Consider the following 18174-nt stretch of genomic DNA (forward strand, 5'->3'; position numbering starts at 1 on the left):
ATTATATATATATAAAAGCCTTTGAATTAATTTTCAAAGGTTTTTTTTATTTGATGTTGGATTCTATGTTTCAGAAAACTATGAAGTACCTTCTTCTTCGTCATTTTCTGATTCCTGGGTTGGTTTATTTCTTATATATTTCTCTTTAATTCTACCTTTGTTTTTTTCCTTAATCGCTTCATTCTTTTCTTTCATTGCCTCCCCAATCTGATTGGAGGCGGTAAAAGAAGCAACCATGTTATTCAGCATTTCACTACCGGCCTGTGGGGAATTTGGTAATAAGATCAGGTTACTGTTGGTTTCCTCTCCAATGGCCTGTAACGTATCATAATGCTGGGTTACCACGATAAGGGCAGAAGCTTCCTGGGAGTTAATTCCCACGTTATTCAGTACATCTACGCTTTCTTCCAGTCCACGTGCAATTTCACGGCGTTGGTCGGCAATTCCCTGTCCCTGCAGACGTTTACTTTCTGCTTCTGCACGGGCTTTGGCAACGATTTTTATTCTGTCTGCTTCAGCAACAAATTCCGCAGCTACTTTTTCCCTTTCCGCAGCATTTATACGATTCATTGCGGCTTTAACCTGAACATCGGGATCTATATCTGTTACCAAAGTTTTGATAATATCATAACCATAGTCCTGCATAGCCTGATTTAATTCACGGTTTACCGCTACTGCAATGTCGTCTTTGCGTTCAAAAACATCATCCAGCTTCATTTTAGGCACTTCTGCGCGCACAACGTCAAAAACATATGCTGTAATCTGGTCATGTGGACTTTCGAGCTTGTAAAAGGCGTCATATACGTTTGACTTTACTACCTGGAATTGTACAGAAATCTTCAGCTTGACGAAAACATTATCTTTTGTTTTTGTTTCAACGAGCACGTCCAGTTGTTGCACCTTCAGATTTATCCTTCCCGCTATACGGTCGATAATTGGGATTTTGAAGTGCAGACCGGAATTTCTTATGCTTAAGAACCTTCCGAAGCGTTCCAGAATTGCTGCAGATTGCTGTTTGACGGTAAAAACTCCGGAAAAGATGATTACAAGAGCAATTAGTCCAAGTAAAGGTAATAATATGTAGCCTGCCATTATTTTGTGAGAATTAAGAAATTATCTCTGAAAGATAGCAAAATAAAGGCTGATTGTGCAGCGGCAAAAAAGGTGAATAAAAAACCCGGATTATCAATCCGGGTTTAAAATAGTTGCGTCGAGCGGAGTCGGAACGCTTTATAATGTAGATATTGCTTTTTGAATTCTGATAATCGTTTCTTCTTTTCCAATAAATTCGGCGATCACGTAAAGATCAGGTCCCTGCATGGCACCCACCAAAGCGAGACGGAAAGGCTGCATAACTTTTCCAAATCCAACTTCTTTTTGTCCAATCCATTCCTTTACAGTTTCCTGAATATTTTCAGATGTCCAGTCTTCAGTATTTTCCAGTACAGGAATAAGTTCTCCCATTAAAGCACCGGTATCTTGTTTCCAGGCTTTTTTAGAATTCTTTGGATCGTAGGAAGTAGGGGAGGTAAAAAAGAAATGTCCCTGCTCCCATAAATCTTCAACAAAAACCGCGCGTTCCTTTATAAGATCCACCACATTTTTCACATAATCTTGTTCCGGAGAAAACCCTTTTTCCTTGAGTAATTTCTGAAATTTTGAAGCTAGAAAGGAATTATCTGCCTCCTGAAGATAATGTTGCTGGAACCATTTTGTCTTTTCAGGATCAAATTTTGCACCTCCTTTATGCACCCGGGAAAGCTCAAAAGCCTCCACAAGCTCATTGATCTTGAAAAATTCTCTTTCTGTACCCGGATTCCAACCTAAAAAGGCGAGCATATTGGTAACAGCTTCGGGAAAATAACCTTCTTCACGATATCCTGAAGAAATTTCTCCAGACTTAGGATCTTTCCATTCCAGTGGAAATACGGGGAATCCCATTTTATCACCATCACGTTTGCTTAGTTTTCCTTTGCCCTGTGGTTTTAAAATAAGCGGTAAATGTGCAAAAACCGGAGCCTGCCAGTCAAAAGCGCGATATAACAACACATGTAAAGCCAGGGACGGTAACCATTCTTCACCTCTAATTACATGCGTAATTTCCATTAAATGATCGTCCACAATATTTGCGAGGTGATACGTAGGCATGCCATCACTTTTATACAAAACCTTGTCATCAAGAATGCTGGTGTCAATTTCCATTGCACCACGAATCTCATCCTTTATATGCAGGGTTTCACTTGCAGGAGACTTGAAACGTACCACATAAGGTTCGTCCGCATCCAGCTTTTCCTGTACTTCTTTTTCTGAAAGAGAGATGGAATTTGACAGTTTTTCCCTGTTATGCCAGTTGTAAATAAAGGTTTTTCCTTTGGCTTCATGGTCTTTTCTATGCTCATCAAGCGCTTCAGCAGTATCAAAAGCATAATATGCATTTCCTGATGCTATTAGCTTTTCAGCATATTCTTTATAGATTTCTTTGCGCTCGCTCTGGCGGTAAGGACCAAAATCTCCTTCTTTTCCGGGACCTTCATCAAACGGAATTCCGCACCAGTTTAGAGCTTCAACAATATAATCTTCAGCACCTTCTACATAACGGTTTTGATCTGTATCTTCAATGCGAAGCAGAAAATCACCTTTATGTTTTTTGGCAAATAAATAATTAAATAAAGCCGTTCTCACCCCGCCTATATGTAGAGGTCCTGTTGGACTGGGAGCAAAACGTACACGCACTTTAGTGGCCATAGAATTAAATTTTAACAGCAAAGATACAACCTTAATTATGCAATCCTAAATCATTTGGAAGTTGAGTTTTTCTCTAAAATTCATAAGATATTCAGGTTGAATTAATTGATGGATATTTATTGTAATTTTGCTTTTTAAACAGAAGGAAGGAAGATGGATCATTTTAAGAAGATACAGGAAAAGCTGGAGGCCTTTATACGCAAGTATTATTTAAATTTATTACTGAAGGGTGCTATTCTTTTTGTTACGGTTGGTCTTCTGTATTTTCTGCTTATCCTTGGGATAGAATATTTTTTCTGGCTCAATAGCTTCGGAAGAGCACTTTTATTCTGGCTTTTTATTGCAGTTGAAATGCTGTTGCTACTGAAGTTTATCCTTATTCCGCTTTTTAAATTGCTCAAACTTTCTGAAGGTTTAAATAAAGTTGAAGCATCCAGGCTTATAGGCCGGCACTTTCCTGAAGTGAGTGATAAACTTCTGAATGTGCTTCAGCTTAAAGAAAATTCCAGCCAGTCCGATCTTCTTTTGGCGAGTATAGATCAAAAGGCTAAAGATCTTCAGCCTGTTCCGTTTACTTCGGCAGTAAATTATAGAACCAGTTTGAGGTATTCGAAATTTGCCATTTTTCCCATTGTAATTGTGCTTGCATTAATCTTTACCGGGAATTCTTCCTTTTTTTCTGAAAGCTATGCGCGGGTAAGTAATTACAATACTGCTTATGAACCGCCGGCACCATTTTTATTTCATATTCAGAATGAAAACCTGAAGGTGGAAGAGGATAAGGATTTGCGTTTGGTGGTGGAAACTACCGGGAAAATAATACCCGAAAATGTTTCCATTCATTTTAATGATCAAACCTATTTTCTGAAATCTGAAGCGCCAGGAGTTTTCGAATTTACTTTTAAGAGACTGAATGAAAATGTAAATTTTCATATTTCCAGTAATGAAGTTAAATCTCTAACCTACGAAGTTGAAGTAGTAGAAGTGCCAAAGTTGCTGAATTTTGATATGGCGATGGATTATCCTGCTTATACAGGAAAACAGGATGAAATAATTTCCGGAACCGGGAATGCTAGGATTCCGGAAGGAACAAAAGTCAGTTGGACATTTAATACCAGAAACACAAAGCTGGTTAACCTGAAATACGCAGATACGGTTGTTACTGTTTCTTCAAAGGAACCAATCTTTGATTATAATCAGCAGGTTTTTTATCAGTTTCCTTACGAGCTGAGTACTTCTAATGAAGAAATAAATGATTACCAAAAACTTCAGTATAGAATTGAAGTTATTAAAGATGAATATCCAGAAATTGAGGTTGAGCAGAAAATCGACAGCCTGGACAATACCACCCGTTATTTACGCGGAAGAATTTCTGACGATTACGGACTCTCCGGACTGGAACTTGTTTACTACAAAGAAGGAAAAGAAGAGGATGCCGAAAATTGGCAAATTTCGACCTCCTCTCAGAACTTCGAGGAGTTCCTACTCACTTTTCCGGGAGAGATAAACCTGGAAAAAGGCAATAACTACCAGTATTTCTTCAGGGTTTACGATAATGACGCAATAAATGGTGGTAAAAGCACTAAAAGCGAAGTTTTTTCCTACAGAGAACGCTCTTTAGAGGAAATTGAAGCGGAAAAACTTCAGAATCAGGGTAGATCCATAGAAAACTTATCTGAAGGACTGGAGAAAATGGAAAATTCTGAGAAAGAACTTGAAGAAATCTCGAGACTTCAGAAAGAGAGTGAAAAGCTGGATTATAATCAGCGAAAGAAAATCGAGGATTTCATCAACAGGCAAAAAAGGCAATCGGAATTAATGCAAAATTATTCCGAGAAATTAAAAAGGAGCCTGAAAAAGACAAATGATAAAAATGACAGTTTTCGGGAGGAACTGGAGCGAAGAACAGATAAAAATGAAGAACGGCTTCAGAAGAATGAGGAGCTCTTAAAAGAGCTTGAGGAAATTGCAGATAAGATTAATAGAGAAGAATTGGGACAAAAGCTGGAGCAATTATCGAAGCAAAATCAGAATCAAAAGCGAAACCTGGAGCAATTGCTTGAGCTTACCAAACAATATTATGTAGAGGAAAAGAAGCAAAAGTTGAGCATGGATTTGGAAAAACTTGCCGAAGACCAGGAAACTCTGGCAGAGAGTGAGGATAATAGTGCTGAGGCGCAGGACGAAATTTCTAAAGAGTTTGAAGAGTTCCGGGAAGAAATGGACCAATTAGAAAAGGACAATGAAGCTTTAAAATCGCCTAAAGAATTAGGAAGGGAAGAAGTGGATGAAGAAAGCATCGAAAAGGAACAGAAGGAAGCTTCTGAAGAATTAGAACAGGGAAATAAAAAAGAGGCCAGGGAAAAACAGAAGAATGCGGCTAAAAAAATGCAGAAAATGAGCCAAACAATGCAGGCGCAAAGTATGCAACAGCAAGGCGAACAACTGGATGCTGATATTAAAACTTTACGGCAGATTCTGGATAACCTGGTTACTTTTTCTTTTGAACAGGAGAACCTCCTGGAGGTTTTCAAGGACATTAATCAGGACAATCCTTTATACGCCTCCAAACTAAAAAGGCAGAGTATTCTCAGGGAACATTTTGAACATGTAGATGACAGCCTCTATACACTTGCTCTGCGAAATCCGATGATAGATGAGGAAATTACTTCCAACTTAACAGATATAGATTATGATATAGAGAAAGCTTTGGAACGCTTGTCTGATAATCAACTTCCGCAGGGAATTGCAAGTCAGCAATATGTTGTTACAAGATCCAACGACCTTGCTTATTTGCTTAGTCAGATGCTTTCTGGGATGCAGCAAATGGCCAATCCGCAAATGGGAAAAGGTAAAGGCGGTGAGGAAGTTCAGCTCATGGATATCATTAAAAAACAGGAGGAATTATCTGGTAAGATGAAGGATGGAATGAAGAAGGGAGAACAAAAAGGTGAGCAGAATGGAGAAGGGGAGAAGAGAGATGGACAAGACGGCGAGGGTATGAATGGTAAGCTTTTTGAGATTTACAAACAGCAAATGGAGTTGCGGGAAAATCTGGAAAGATTATTGGAGAAGGAAGGAAAGAACGGAAATGGAGATCAACTTAAAGAGGAAATGGAAGAGCTTGAAGAGGAACTTTTGGATAAGAAGTTCGATCCACAGAATCTTCAGAAAATGTTGGATTTGCAACACGAATTACTGAAGTTTCAGGATGCAAAACTTCAGCAGGGGGAGGACGATAAGCGAACTTCAGAAAGTAATAAGACAGAGTTCAACAATGCTCCTAAGGATCAAAATCTTAAGGCTAAAGAATATTTTAAAGCAACAGAAATTTTAAACAGACAAATATTACCTTTGCGGCAAATATATAAACAAAAAGTTAAAGAATATTTTGATGGCGGGAGTGATTAATTTCTATTCAGAAAATGAATTTATACTGAAGAATGAGGCAGCCTTTTCCAATTGGATTAAGGGCGTAATTCAATCTGAAGGAAAGAAGCTCGAAGAGATTAGTTATATATTTTGTAATGATGACTATCTGCATAAGATTAATCTTGAATATTTAGACCACGATACTTATACGGATATTATTAGCTTCGATAATACATTAGGCAATTTACTGCAGGGAGATATCTTTATTAGCACGGAGAGGGTTGCTGAAAATGCGAAGGAATTTAATGTAGATTTTGATGAGGAATTAAAAAGGGTTATCATTCATGGTATACTGCATTTAATTGGTTATAAAGATAAAACTGAAAGCGAAAGCGCTTTGATGCGACAAAAGGAAAACGAAAAAATTGAATTGTTCCACGTGGAACAATAACTGTAAAAGGAGGAAATTGAATGTTTGAAAAGGAATATGATGTTATAGTTGTTGGAGCCGGCCACGCCGGAAGTGAGGCCGCGGCTGCTGCAGCTAATATGGGTTGTACAACGCTTCTTGTGACAATGAATTTGCAAAACATTGCGCAGATGAGTTGTAATCCTGCTATGGGAGGAATTGCGAAGGGTCAGATTCTGCGTGAGATTGATGCTCTTGGCGGGTATAGCGGTTTGGTAAGCGACACCAGCGCAATTCAGTTCAAAATGCTTAATAAATCCAAAGGACCCGCTATGTGGAGTCCGAGGGTACAAAGCGACAGAATGCGTTTTGCAGAAGACTGGCGGATACGATTGGAGCAAACTACTAATCTGGATTTCTATCAGGAAATGGCTTCCGGTTTAATAATTGAAAACGGAAGAGTGAGGGGAATCAGAACTTCACTAGGTCTTGAAATAAGATCAAAATCTGTCGTTTGTACTAACGGAACTTTTTTAAACGGACTCATACATATTGGTGATAAAAACTTTGGTGGTGGAAGAGCAGGGGAAAGAGCAGCTACCGGCATAACAAAAGATCTTATTGAAGCTGGTTTCGAAGCCGGTAGAATGAAAACCGGTACACCTCCACGAGTAGATGGAAGGTCTCTGGATTATTCAAAAATGGTCGAGCAACCCGGAGATGATATTCCCGGGAAATTTTCTTATTCTGATGAAACAAAACCGCTAACTAAGCAACGTTCCTGTTACATGACCTACACTTCTAACGAGGTACATGAAATCCTGAAAGAGGGTTTTGACAGGTCGCCTATGTTTAATGGTAGAATTAAAAGTATTGGGCCAAGATATTGTCCTTCTATTGAAGATAAAATAAATCGTTTTTCAGATAAAGACCGGCATCAGCTTTTTGTAGAACCTGAAGGCTGGAATACGGTGGAAGTTTATGTAAATGGATTTTCTACTTCTTTACCAGAGGATGTTCAGTTTAAAGCATTAAAATCTGTAGCAGGATTTGAAAATGTAAAATTCTTTCGTCCGGGCTATGCAATCGAATACGATTATTTTCCGCCTACACAATTAAAACATACTTTGGAAACGAAATTGGTAGACGGTTTATATTTTGCCGGACAGATTAATGGCACAACAGGATACGAAGAAGCAGCTTGCCAGGGATTAATGGCGGGTATAAATGCTGCGTTAAAAGTTCAGGAAAGAGACGAGTTTATTCTTCAGAGAAATGAGGCATACATTGGTGTTTTAATAGACGATTTAATTACCAAGGGAACAGAGGAGCCTTACAGGATGTTTACTTCAAGAGCAGAGTATCGTACTTTATTAAGACAGGATAACGCAGATTTCCGTTTAACTGAACGATCTTATAATCTCGGTTTGGCTTCTGAAAAAAGAATGCGCAGGATGGAGGAGAAGAAGAAGAAATCTTTGGATTTCGTTCAGTTTTTAAAAGATCATAGTGTCACACCAGAGTATTCCAATCCGGTTTTAGATAATAATAGTTCTGCCTTAATGAAGCAGAGCGATAAAATATTTAAGATCTTTTCCAGGCCTAATATTGCCATGGCGGATATTAGAAACTTTCCGGGAGTGGAAGAGTATATTCAGGAGCATGAACTTGATGAAGAGGAACTCGAGCAAACAGAGATTCAGGTAAAATATTCGGGATACATAGAGAAGGAAAAGAACAATGCTGATAAACTTAACCGATTAGAGGATATGAAAATTCCGCAGAATTTTGATTATTCGAAGATAAAATCAATGTCTTTTGAAGCCCGTGAAAAATTGAATAAAGTTCAGCCAACTTCAGTTTCTCAGGCATCAAGAATTAGTGGAGTTAGTCCAAATGATGTTTCGGTTTTATTGGTATATATGGGTAGGTAATCCTAATTGTTCCACGTGGAACTATGACATCTAATTCTATTAACTGAACATTTCCCTTTGATGGCAAAGCAAAAATATTTTATTTCTTGTAAAGATTACCTGGTTTCGGGAGAAGAGTTTGATCTTTTCTGGAATGATAAATATGAAATTCTCGAGACAAAACCTATTCCATTAAAATTACCGTTTTATTATTCCAGTGACCATTATATTTCCCATACAGATTCTAAATCTACCTTAACTGAAAAATTATACCAGCGGGTAAAAAACTTCATGCTGAACAAAAAGCTTGACTGGATATATAATTATAAAACCACCGGAAAATTATTGGATGTTGGTGCAGGTACTGGTGATTTTTTAATTGAGGCCAAGAATCGATCTTTTGATGTTTATGGAGTAGAACCCAATGAAAAGGCAAGGGGAGTAGCACTTCATAAAGATGTAATTTTAGAAAAGGAATTTAAAGATCTTAAAGAATTAAAATTTGATGTTATAACTTTGTGGCATGTACTTGAGCATATTCCAGATCAGGAAGAAGAACTAAAAGCACTATACAATTTATTGGCTGATGATGGGATACTGGTTGTTGCAGTTCCCAATTTTAAAAGCTATGATGCCAATTACTATAAAGATTATTGGGCAGCATACGATGTGCCTAGACATCTTTATCATTATTCCCAAAAAGGAATAACAGATTTCTTCTACGATCATAATTTTGAACTGGTGGAGAAACGTCCGCTTATTTTTGATTCCTATTATGTGAGTCTCCTTTCTGAAAAACATAAAACAGGCTCTTCAAATTATCTGAAGGCTTTTTATACGGGATTAAAATCAAATATTAAAGCACGCTCCTCTTCTGAGTATTCTTCCCTGGTGTATTTCTTTAAAAAAGAAAAAATTTAACTTTAAACGCCTCAATTTTGAGTTTTGGCATCAAGAACATAGATTATGTCTCTTTTTTTTAGAACCTGCTTTAAATCGCTTCTATTGCAGTCATTTATTATAGAGTAATTTTATCTAATTTTTTTAACTATAATATGGTTCTATAGTCGTTAAAAATGATTTTCTTCTGTAAAAACTTCCGTTGAATTATTTATTTACTTTCTTACATTTGCCACAAATTAAAATTTAAGAAAACAAAGACATGAAGAAAATTTTAGCAATTCTGGTTTTAGGAATGATTATGACTTCCTGCGATCAGGAAAAAACTGCATATGTTGATACTTCTAAATTAATTCAGGAGTATAGAGAAATGGAAGATATGGAAGCAGAATTTACTACCAAGTCAGATTCTGTAAGACAGCAACTGGACGCAGCTGCAAGTGAATTTCAGCAGGAAGTTGAAGAATACCAGGCTAACATGAATACTATGAGCCAAAGTGATCGCCAGGAGAAGGAGCAGGAATTAATGAGAAAGCAGCAAATGCTTCAACAGCAGCAACAGGCTCAGGGTGGTCAATTACGTGCTCAAAGTGATGCTGCCGTAGATTCTATTGTAAAGAAAGTTAAGAATTATGTACAGGAGTACGGGGAAGAAAATGGTTACACTTATATCTTCGGATCTAACGATTCGGCAAACAGCATTATGTTTGCAAAGGATGGTAAAGATTTAACCCAGGAAATATTAGAGAAGCTTAATGCCGAATACGACGCAAACTAAGTATTACGCCATTTACTAATTTAAAGCCTCAGTTTAACTGGGGCTTTTTTATTTTTCAGAATACTTTATACTGTGTATAAAACACGAAAATTGCCATTTTTACTATGCCGCTTTTCTATGCAGGAACCGCGTTAGTTTAATAGAAAGATCTGTGAAGATAATTTTTGCATTTCCGTTTCTCTCGATATGGTAAGCCGCTTCCTCCAAGGCGTGGGTGATCTCCAATATATTACCACCATGAATAAATGGCGCAAATTTTTTTAATTTAAAACCTGAAGTCTGCGGAGAGAGGTAAACCAAATCTTCGGCTTTATAATTCATCATCAAAGCCTGACGGAAGAAATCTATACAGTATTCAATAAAACTTTTTTGTGTTTCCCTGCCCAGGGCAGCAATTTCTTCACTCCAGCTAATTAATTCCAGAACAGTTGCTTTGTTTCCTTTAGCTTTAAAAGCTGTTCTCACCCATTCTATAAACCAGGTTTCAAATTGCTCATCGCCAGATCGCTTCTCATAAATGTGAATGGCATTTGTATAGCTTCCATTTGCCTGATGTGCAGTTTTTAATGCTTCACTTTTACCACAATTATACTTCTCCACCAAAGCTTCTGCTATGTCAGTTTCAGCTAAAGGAGGAAAATGAAGGGTTTGACAGCGCGAACGTATCGTCTGGATGATTTGCTCCTCATCTTCGGTAATAAGGATAAAAAGTGTCTTATTAGGAGGCTCTTCAATTAGCTTGAGTAGCTTATTTGCGGCTGCAGTATTAATTTTTTCGGCCATCCAAATAAGCATAACTTTAAATCCTCCTTCATAAGATTTTAAAGAAAGAGCTTTTACAATATCCTGTGCTTCATCTACGCCAATCTGCCCCTGTTTTTTTTCAATTCCTATCTCCTGATACCAATCCAATAAACTAGCAAAAGGATTAGAAGAAACAAACTTTCTCCATTCCGTAAGAAAATTGGAAGAAACAGGGTGACTCTTAATTTTATCATTGGTCGCAACCGGAAAAGCAAAATGAAGATCGGGATGCGAGAGGTTTTTAAATTTCAGGTTGCAGGAAGAATTTCCTGTCGTGTTTTCCCCTTGTGAATTTTGGCACAAAATATATTGTGCATAAGCAATAGCCATGGGAAGTGTGCCGCTGCCATTTTTTCCTACAAACAACTGGGCATGTGGAATCCTACTCCTGTCTGCAGTAGTGGTAAGATGTTTCTTTATGTGCGGTAAACCTATTATATTGGAGAAAAGCATAAGCAAATATATAATTTATATGCTCTTTTATATCTTCGGAAAAAATTATATTTGTAATAAGACCGCCCGAAAAAAGGTGATTTTGAAATAATGCTATTCAGCAATGCTAAATGATTAGCCTAATACCAAAATAAAAATCAGATGAAAACTTTAGACGATTACAACTTCAAAGATAAACAGGCGTTAATAAGGGTAGATTTTAATGTGCCTTTAAACGAAGATTTGGAAGTTACAGATAACAACCGTATTGAAGCCGCAAAACCTACAATATTAAAAATCCTTGAGGATGGAGGCAGCGTGGTACTTATGTCTCACCTGGGAAGACCTAAAGGGAGGGAAGAAAAATATTCGCTACGTAATGTTGTAGAGGAAGTTTCAAAAGTTGTTGGTGTAAAACCAAAATTTGTTGAGGATTGTATTGGAGAGGACGTAAAAAAAGCGGCATCTGATCTTAAACCTGGTGAAATACTACTTCTTGAAAACCTGCGTTTTCATGATGAAGAGACAAAAGGAGATAAAGATTTTGCAAAGCAACTTTCTGAACTTGGGGATATTTATGTAAATGATGCATTTGGTACGGCTCACCGTGCACATGCTTCAACAACTATTGTAGCCCAGTTCTTCGAGAAAAAATGCTTCGGTTATTTGTTAGCTAAAGAAATAAAAAGCCTTGATAAGGTGTTAAATAGTAAAGAAAAACCTGTAACTGCTGTTTTAGGTGGGGCAAAAGTGTCTTCAAAAATTACAGTTATTGAAAATATTCTTGATAAAATCGATCATCTTATTATTGGAGGTGGGATGACCTATACTTTCATTAAAGCCCGGGGAGGTAAAATTGGTACATCTCTTGTGGAAGATGATAAACAGGAACTGGCTTTAGAAATACTAAAAAAAGCAAAGGAAAAAGGAGTTCAGGTACATCTGCCGGTAGACTCAATTATAGCTGATAGTTTTTCTGAACAAGCCAGTACGCAGACAGAACGTGTAGATGAGATTCCTGATGGCTGGATGGGACTTGATGTGGGACCAGAAACTTTAAGAAATTTCTCTAAAGTAATTTCTGATTCTAAGATTATCCTTTGGAATGGGCCACTGGGGGTGTTTGAAATGGATGCCTTTGCAAAAGGAACAATAGAGTTGGGTAAAGCCATAGCAGAAGCTACCGAAAAAGGTGCTTTTTCTCTTGTAGGCGGTGGAGATTCTGTAGCGGCAGTTAAGAAATTTGGTTTGGAAGACCGCGTAAGTTATGTGTCTACCGGAGGTGGAGCGATGCTTGAAATGCTGGAAGGAAAATCTTTACCCGGAATAGAAGCAATTAGTAAATAAATAATATGTGTAGACCACGGTTTGTACGGAATAACTAAAAATGATGATAAGAAGGGGAATGTTGCTCATCTTCTCGCTTATAGCGCTTAGTACTTATGCGCAAAATGAGAAGAAAAAACAGGTGGAGAAAACCAATTTCAGAGTTCAGATTTTCCAAAAATCTGTTGATACTGAAATTGAACTGGCCGAGCCTGACCCCGAATTTAAAGATAGAATCCCGATCTCGGCTGTAGTTCGGGATTCTTCAACTGTGGCACTAAAAGATCTGCCGCGTGCACGTTCAATAGATTCTATCTGGAAACTCGAGCTTACAAATTCCGATCTTTTTGAAACAATGCACAAGAGTGTGCTTGAACAGGATTATTCCGAAGTTGTTTTACAGGAACTTCCTACCGATACATTAAAGGCAAGACTTAAAAACTTGAACGCCAGGACTCCTTTCAACATAGAATATAATCCCAGCCTGGAAAGTGTAATAAAATCTTACCTAAAGCGCAACAAGCACGCTATGGAGCGTTTAATGGCCTTAAGTGATTATTACTTTCCGCTTTTTGAGCAGGAGCTGGATCGTTATAATATTCCGTTAGAAATAAAATATCTTGCTATTGTAGAATCTGCACTTAATCCCCGGGCGCGATCACGGGTTGGGGCTACAGGCTTGTGGCAATTTATGTTTCCTACGGGTAAAATGCACGGTCTTGACGTTAGTTCCTATGTTGACGAACGTATGGACCCTGTAAAGTCTACCGAGGCAGCTGCCAGGTATCTGGCCAGCCTGTATAAAACTTTTGGGGATTGGGACCTTGTCCTTGCCTCCTATAACTCCGGGCCGGGAAATGTTTCCAAAGCTATACGAAGGAGTGGTGGATCTGTAGATTACTGGGATTTAAGAAGGTTTTTACCACGTGAAACAGCGGGTTACGTACCTGCATTCCTGGCAACGCTGTATATATTTGAATATGCAGAAGAACATAACTTTCAGCCAAACCGTCCTGCAGTTGCTTATTTTGAAACTGATACCGTGCGCGTAAAAGAGATGTTGAGCTTCGATCATGTTTCGAAAATTACCGGGGTAGATAAAGAAATGCTGCAGTTTCTGAACCCGAGTTATAAACTCGATATAATTCCTTTTATTAAAGATGAACATTACACTTTGAGACTTCCCAGAACTTCAACTGGAGTATTTGTTTCTAACGAAGCTGCCATTTATCAATATGTTGGGAGTGATATTGATGAAATTAAAGAAACACTTCCAGCCTATGTAGAGGAGGAGGACCGTATTAGATATCGTGTGAGAAGCGGAGATTTTCTTGGTAGAATTTCAGAAAAATATGGCGTTGGTGTAAGTGATATAAAGAAATGGAATAATCTGAGGAGTAATAATTTAAGAATTGGTCAATACCTTACTATATACCCGAGAAAATCTGCTGTAACTCAAAGTTCAGAAAAACCTAAAAAGGGCAAAAACAGCGATTTAAAAGTATACACAGTCAAAAATGGAGACTCTCTTTGGAGTATATCAAAGAAGTTCCCGGGAGTTACGGTACAGAATTTGAGGAGTTGGAATGATATGAACACTAACACTCTTAAGCCTGGTATGAAATTAAAAATTTCTAAAGGCTAAAATTCTAATCCAAATTCTTAAAAATGAAAAAACATTTCCTTCTTCTCGTAAGTATATTTTTACTGGCTTCCTGTAAAAATGAATCCAAAGAAAACGTGCGTATCCTTGCAGACTCTTCCGGAAATATCAACCAGCTTACGGTGGTTATGGAAAACGATTTGTGGGAGGGAGAAGTAGGTGAAGTAGTAAGAAGTCATCTTGCTGCCCCGGTTGACGGTTTACCGCAGGAAGAGCCAATGTTTTCTTTAAGCCAGATACCCCCACAGGCATTTTCTGGATTTGTAAGAAAAAGTCGTTTGTTTCTGCATGTAGAGAAAGGCGCAGATCGTGCTTTTGGGATAATCAGGGAAGAATATGCAAAACCCCAAACCGGAGTTATAATTAAGGGACAGAACAATGAGGAATTAATTAATGTAATTAGCAAGAATTCTGATAGCATCGTAGAAATCCTGAAGGGGACAGAATTAAAAGAGAAACAACGTAGGATAGGGAAGTCTTTAAAAGATGATGAAATCCTAAAGGAAAAGCTGGGAGTTTCTATGAAGGTTCCAACGGCTTATCGTTATGCAATGAATGAAGAGGATTTTTTATGGATTAGAAAGGAAATTCCTAAAGGTCTTATGGAAATTCTGGTTTATGAGGTACCGCTAAGTACTATAGAAAATGATACCAACGTAATAGGCAGTATCATCAAAATGCGTGATTCCATAGGTGAGAAGTATATTCCCGGGCCTGTAGAAGGAACTTATATGCAAACCGAAGAAGCCTATGCGCCTTACTTGTTCGAATCCAGTATAGACGGACATTTTGCTTATGAAACAAGAGGAACCTGGGATGTTAAAAATGCTTTTATGGCTGGTCCTTTTATAAATTATGCGGTAAGGGACGAAGAGAATGACAGGTATATTATACTTGAAGGATTTGTTTTTTCACCCTCCATGGCAAAGAGGGACAACATATTTGAATTGGATGCGATTCTAAGATCAGCTAAAATAGATTAAAATAAAAAAGCCCAACCGGCAAGGTTGGGCTATTATAAAATTTCTTATTAATTATTTCCTGTCTTCTGGAACATGTTTAGGATCCTGGTTTGTATTTGGATCCTCGTCGTCTTTAGAAGCATCTTTAAACTCTTTAATTCCGCTACCCAGACCTCTCATCAATTCCGGTATTTTACGTCCTCCAAAAAGAAGAAGTATAACAACTACAATTAGGATAATTTGCGGCGCTCCTATTACTAATGGTAATATTAATGCGTTCATATTTATAAGATTTATTATTGCAAACTTAGCAAGAATTCACTAATATAAACGTTAAGAGGTGACAAAATGTATAAATTTAACTTAGGTTTTGGTGCTTTTTGGGAAGCAAATGCAATTAGGAATCCTTACTAATGCGCGTATACTGGAATAATTCCCAGAAGTTGTTCCTCTTAAGCCTTCTTTTTTTACTATATCTTTGTATCGTATTTTATATAAATGGCAGATAAAACAACAAATAAAAGAAAATTTGCGAAGAAACTTTTGCATAAATATAGGCTGGTCATCCTTAATGAAGATACCTTCGAAGAGCGGCTTTCTTTTAAACTTACAAGATTAAATGTTTTTGTCACAGTCACTTTAAGTGCAATAATACTTATTGCAGCAACAACTTATATTATTGCTTTCACTCCACTAAAGGAGTATATCCCCGGCTACTCATCGGCTCAACTTAAAGAGAGGGCTATCAACCTTGCATATACTACAGATTCCCTGCAAGGAGTGATTAAAATGAATAACCAGTATCTTGGATCTATTAAGAGTGTCCTTACCGGAGACCTGGAAGCTTATGCTTTAAACAGGGATTCTGTTCTCACAGGTTCAGAATATAACGAGGATATGGAGGTTGTTACACCTTCACGGGCAGATTCCCTCCTTAGAGAACAAGTTGCGCAGGAGGATAAGTATAATATTTTACCAGGTGCAACAGAAAATATTAATTTCTCTCTTATTGCGCCCGTAAAGGGCTCAATTTCTGCAGAATTTGATGCAGAAGAAAAGCATTTTGCTGTTGATATTGTAGTAGCCAGGAATTCGCCTATCAAGTCTGTTGCAGACGGGCGGGTGATTTTTTCTGAATGGACTACAGAAACAGGTTATGTTATCATTGTAAAGCATGGTTACGACCTGCTTTCGGTGTATAAGCACAATGCTTCCCTTACCAAAGCGCAGGGAGATGTCGTGCGAGCGGGAGAAGTAATTGCTACGGCAGGTTCTACAGGAGAATTTACCACAGGACCGCATCTGCACTTCGAATTATGGAATGAAGGAACCCCTGTGGATCCTACAGAATATATAGATTTCAACTAACTATGTCTTTAAAATCTTTTGGGGCAAAATTATTTGCCAAACAAATTCAGAATAACATCAAAAAATGGTCTTCAAATCCTGAAGATATTCAGATGAAGGTTTTCCAGCAGATCATTGCAAAAGGAAAATTTACCGCCTTTGGGAAAGATCATAATTTTAAGCAAATAAAGACTTATAAGGACTTTGCGGGAAATGTTCCGGTAAGGGATTATGAGGAATTAAAACCTTATGTAGACCGTATGGTAGCTGGGGAAGAAAGTGTACTTTGGCCGGGTAAGCCACTGTATTATGCTAAAACTTCAGGAACTACCAGTGGTGCAAAATATATTCCGCTTACCAAAGATTCCATGCCCACCCACATCAATGCAGCCCGTAACGCCATTCTTTGTTATATAGCTGAAACCGGGAATTCTTCTTTTGTAGATGGTAAAATGATCTTTTTGCAGGGAAGTCCCGAAATGCAGGAAAAAAACGGAGTAAAACTTGGAAGGCTATCAGGAATTGTCGCTCATTACGTTCCGGCATACCTTCAAAAGAATAGGCTTCCAAGTTGGGAAACGAATTCTATTGATGATTGGGAAACAAAAGTAGATGCGATCGTAGAAGAAACCCGCAATGAAAATATGACCGTAATTAGTGGAATTCCGTCGTGGGTTCAAATGTATTTCGAACGCCTGCAGAAGAAAACCGGTAAAAAAGTGGGTGATCTTTTTCCAAACTTTAATTTGTTTATTTACGGTGGAGTCAATTTTGAACCCTATCGTTCAAAATTTGAAAATCTTATTGGGAGGAAGGTAGATAGTATTGAACTTTACCCCGCTTCCGAAGGATTTTTTGCTTTTCAGGATAAGCAGGACGAAAAAGGAATGTTACTTCAGCTGGATTCCGGGATGTTCTATGAATTTATAAAAGCTGAAGAATTCTACAGCAAAAACCCGCAAAGGCTTAGCATTGGAGAGGTCGAAATTGGGCAAAATTACGTTATGATTGTGTCCACTACCGCAGGATTGTGGGCCTATAATGTGGGCGACACGGTCCAGTTTACCTCTACAAAACCATACAGGGTTATCGTTTCTGGCAGGATCAAACATTTTATCTCAGCTTTTGGCGAGCATGTAATAGCAAAAGAAGTGGAGGAAGCCATGCAAAAAGCAACGTCTGAAACAGATGCCAGGATAAGTGAATTTACAGTGGCGCCGCAAATTACACCGGCAGGGGAGGAGCTGCCTTACCATGAGTGGTTTATAGAATTTGAAAAGGAACCGGAAGATTTAAAGAAATTCAATGATATTCTGGATAAATCTATGCAGAAGCAAAATTCTTATTATTTTGATTTGATTGAAGGAAAAATTCTTCAACCTTTGAAAATTACCAAAGTGCAACGTGACGGATTTCAGAAATACATGAAATCAATTGGAAAACTGGGTGGGCAAAATAAACTTCCGCGGTTATCCAACGATAGAAATATTGCTGATAAACTGTAAATAATTTAGAGAAACTAA

14 protein-coding genes are annotated in these 18174 nt (G+C 37.9%); 10 read left to right on the plus strand and 4 right to left on the minus strand.

From position 1 onward, the window contains the following. Positions 1 to 78: 78 nt before the first annotated feature. Both RM549_RS07425 and gltX read right to left on the minus strand, forming a co-directional pair. Positions 79 to 1092, minus strand: a complete 1014-nt coding sequence (locus RM549_RS07425) for an SPFH domain-containing protein (protein ID WP_311683321.1) — start codon at positions 1090 to 1092, stop codon at positions 79 to 81. Between the two features lie 138 nt (positions 1093 to 1230). Next, entirely contained in the window at positions 1231 to 2745 is a 1515-nt protein-coding gene (gltX, locus tag RM549_RS07430; protein ID WP_311683323.1) for a glutamate--tRNA ligase, read from the minus strand. 153 nt (positions 2746 to 2898) lie between these two features. On the opposite strand from gltX, the gene RM549_RS07435 reads away from it, so the two are divergent. The 5 genes from RM549_RS07435 to RM549_RS07455 all read left to right on the plus strand — a co-directional run bounded on the left by RM549_RS07435 (position 2899) and on the right by RM549_RS07455 (position 10117). Next, positions 2899 to 6156: a coiled-coil domain-containing protein gene (locus RM549_RS07435; RefSeq protein ID WP_311683325.1), complete on the plus strand. Its 3258-nt coding sequence runs from the start codon at positions 2899 to 2901 to the stop codon at positions 6154 to 6156. Beyond that, entirely contained in the window at positions 6149 to 6568 is a 420-nt protein-coding gene (ybeY, locus tag RM549_RS07440) for an rRNA maturation RNase YbeY (protein ID WP_311683617.1), read from the plus strand. The genes RM549_RS07435 and ybeY overlap by 8 nt, the downstream gene beginning before the upstream one ends. 20 nt (positions 6569 to 6588) lie before the next feature. Next, the gene (gene mnmG / locus RM549_RS07445) at positions 6589 to 8460 is read left to right on the plus strand and encodes a tRNA uridine-5-carboxymethylaminomethyl(34) synthesis enzyme MnmG (RefSeq protein ID WP_311683327.1); all 1872 of its coding nucleotides are present in this window, start codon (positions 6589 to 6591) and stop codon (positions 8458 to 8460) included. A 60-nt stretch (positions 8461 to 8520) separates the two neighbouring features. Next, positions 8521 to 9360, plus strand: a complete 840-nt coding sequence (locus tag RM549_RS07450) for a class I SAM-dependent methyltransferase (protein ID WP_311683329.1) — start codon at positions 8521 to 8523, stop codon at positions 9358 to 9360. A 241-nt stretch (positions 9361 to 9601) separates the two neighbouring features. Beyond that, on the plus strand, positions 9602 to 10117 hold the full coding sequence (locus RM549_RS07455) for an OmpH/Skp family outer membrane protein (protein WP_311683331.1): 516 nt from the start codon (positions 9602 to 9604) through the stop codon (positions 10115 to 10117). Positions 10118 to 10219: 102 nt separating this feature from the next. On the opposite strand, the gene RM549_RS07460 is transcribed toward RM549_RS07455, so the two are convergent. Next, complete coding sequence (locus RM549_RS07460; RefSeq protein WP_311683333.1) at positions 10220 to 11374, minus strand: DNA polymerase III subunit; 1155 nt, start codon at positions 11372 to 11374, stop codon at positions 10220 to 10222. 141 nt (positions 11375 to 11515) lie between these two features. On the opposite strand from RM549_RS07460, the gene RM549_RS07465 reads away from it, so the two are divergent. The 3 genes from RM549_RS07465 to RM549_RS07475 are packed head-to-tail and all read left to right on the plus strand — an operon-like array spanning position 11516 to position 15325. After that, complete coding sequence (locus tag RM549_RS07465; RefSeq protein WP_311683335.1) at positions 11516 to 12700, plus strand: phosphoglycerate kinase; 1185 nt, start codon at positions 11516 to 11518, stop codon at positions 12698 to 12700. 40 nt (positions 12701 to 12740) lie between these two features. Then, positions 12741 to 14324, plus strand: coding sequence for a lytic transglycosylase domain-containing protein (locus tag RM549_RS07470; RefSeq protein ID WP_432264706.1), 1584 nt, complete (start codon positions 12741 to 12743; stop codon positions 14322 to 14324). Between the two features lie 23 nt (positions 14325 to 14347). Then, positions 14348 to 15325, plus strand: coding sequence for a DUF4837 family protein (locus RM549_RS07475; RefSeq protein ID WP_311683337.1), 978 nt, complete (start codon positions 14348 to 14350; stop codon positions 15323 to 15325). A gap of 51 nt (positions 15326 to 15376) precedes the next feature. Here the strand turns inward: RM549_RS07475 and RM549_RS07480 are convergent, their stop codons facing one another. Next, entirely contained in the window at positions 15377 to 15586 is a 210-nt protein-coding gene (locus RM549_RS07480) for a twin-arginine translocase TatA/TatE family subunit (protein WP_311683338.1), read from the minus strand. 216 nt (positions 15587 to 15802) lie between these two features. Here RM549_RS07480 and RM549_RS07485 point away from each other — a divergent pair, with 216 nt between their 5' ends. Then, positions 15803 to 16672 (plus strand): M23 family metallopeptidase, encoded by an 870-nt coding sequence (locus RM549_RS07485; protein WP_311683340.1) that lies wholly within the window; start codon positions 15803 to 15805, stop codon positions 16670 to 16672. A 2-nt stretch (positions 16673 to 16674) separates the two neighbouring features. Then, positions 16675 to 18156, plus strand: coding sequence for a GH3 auxin-responsive promoter family protein (locus RM549_RS07490; RefSeq protein ID WP_311683341.1), 1482 nt, complete (start codon positions 16675 to 16677; stop codon positions 18154 to 18156). Positions 18157 to 18174 lie beyond the last annotated feature (18 nt).

The sequence above is a fragment of the Autumnicola patrickiae genome (assembly GCF_031846525.1).
GTDB classification, from domain to species: domain Bacteria; phylum Bacteroidota; class Bacteroidia; order Flavobacteriales; family Flavobacteriaceae; genus Autumnicola; species Autumnicola patrickiae.